Raw genomic sequence first — 382 nt, forward strand, 5'->3', positions numbered from 1 at the left:
AATATGTTTCAGTGTCAAAGGCGGAACCGGGGGTGTGTCCGTTTGAAGGCTCGTCCAGCCGTCCACGTTTGCCGAAGTAAAGACCGCCTGTCAATTCCCTTACAATCAATAAATCGAAAGCCGCTTTTCCTTCGCTGTTGCTTGCGATAAGCACTTCGTCTTTAACAGGACAAGCCGATTTTAATTGAGGGAGCAGGGCGGCAGGGCGAAGATTAGCGAAAACGCCAAGCCCTGCACGCAGCCCCAACAACGCTCTTTCAGGACGCAAATGCCCCGGTAGCGTATCCCACTTGGGACCGCCGACCGCTCCCAGAAGAAGAGCATCACACTGCTTAGCTGCCTCAAGCGTTTCTTTGGGAAGTGGCTCACCTGAATGATCAAT

General features: G+C 52.9%; 1 protein-coding gene. It reads right to left on the bottom strand.

What is annotated here, in order from left to right; translation table 11 throughout:
• Positions 1-382: isocitrate/isopropylmalate family dehydrogenase (locus ACYVTD_RS17770; protein WP_461248943.1), on the bottom strand; the 382-nt coding region annotated here is incomplete at both ends.

Source organism: Treponema sp. R6D11 (assembly GCF_054786075.1).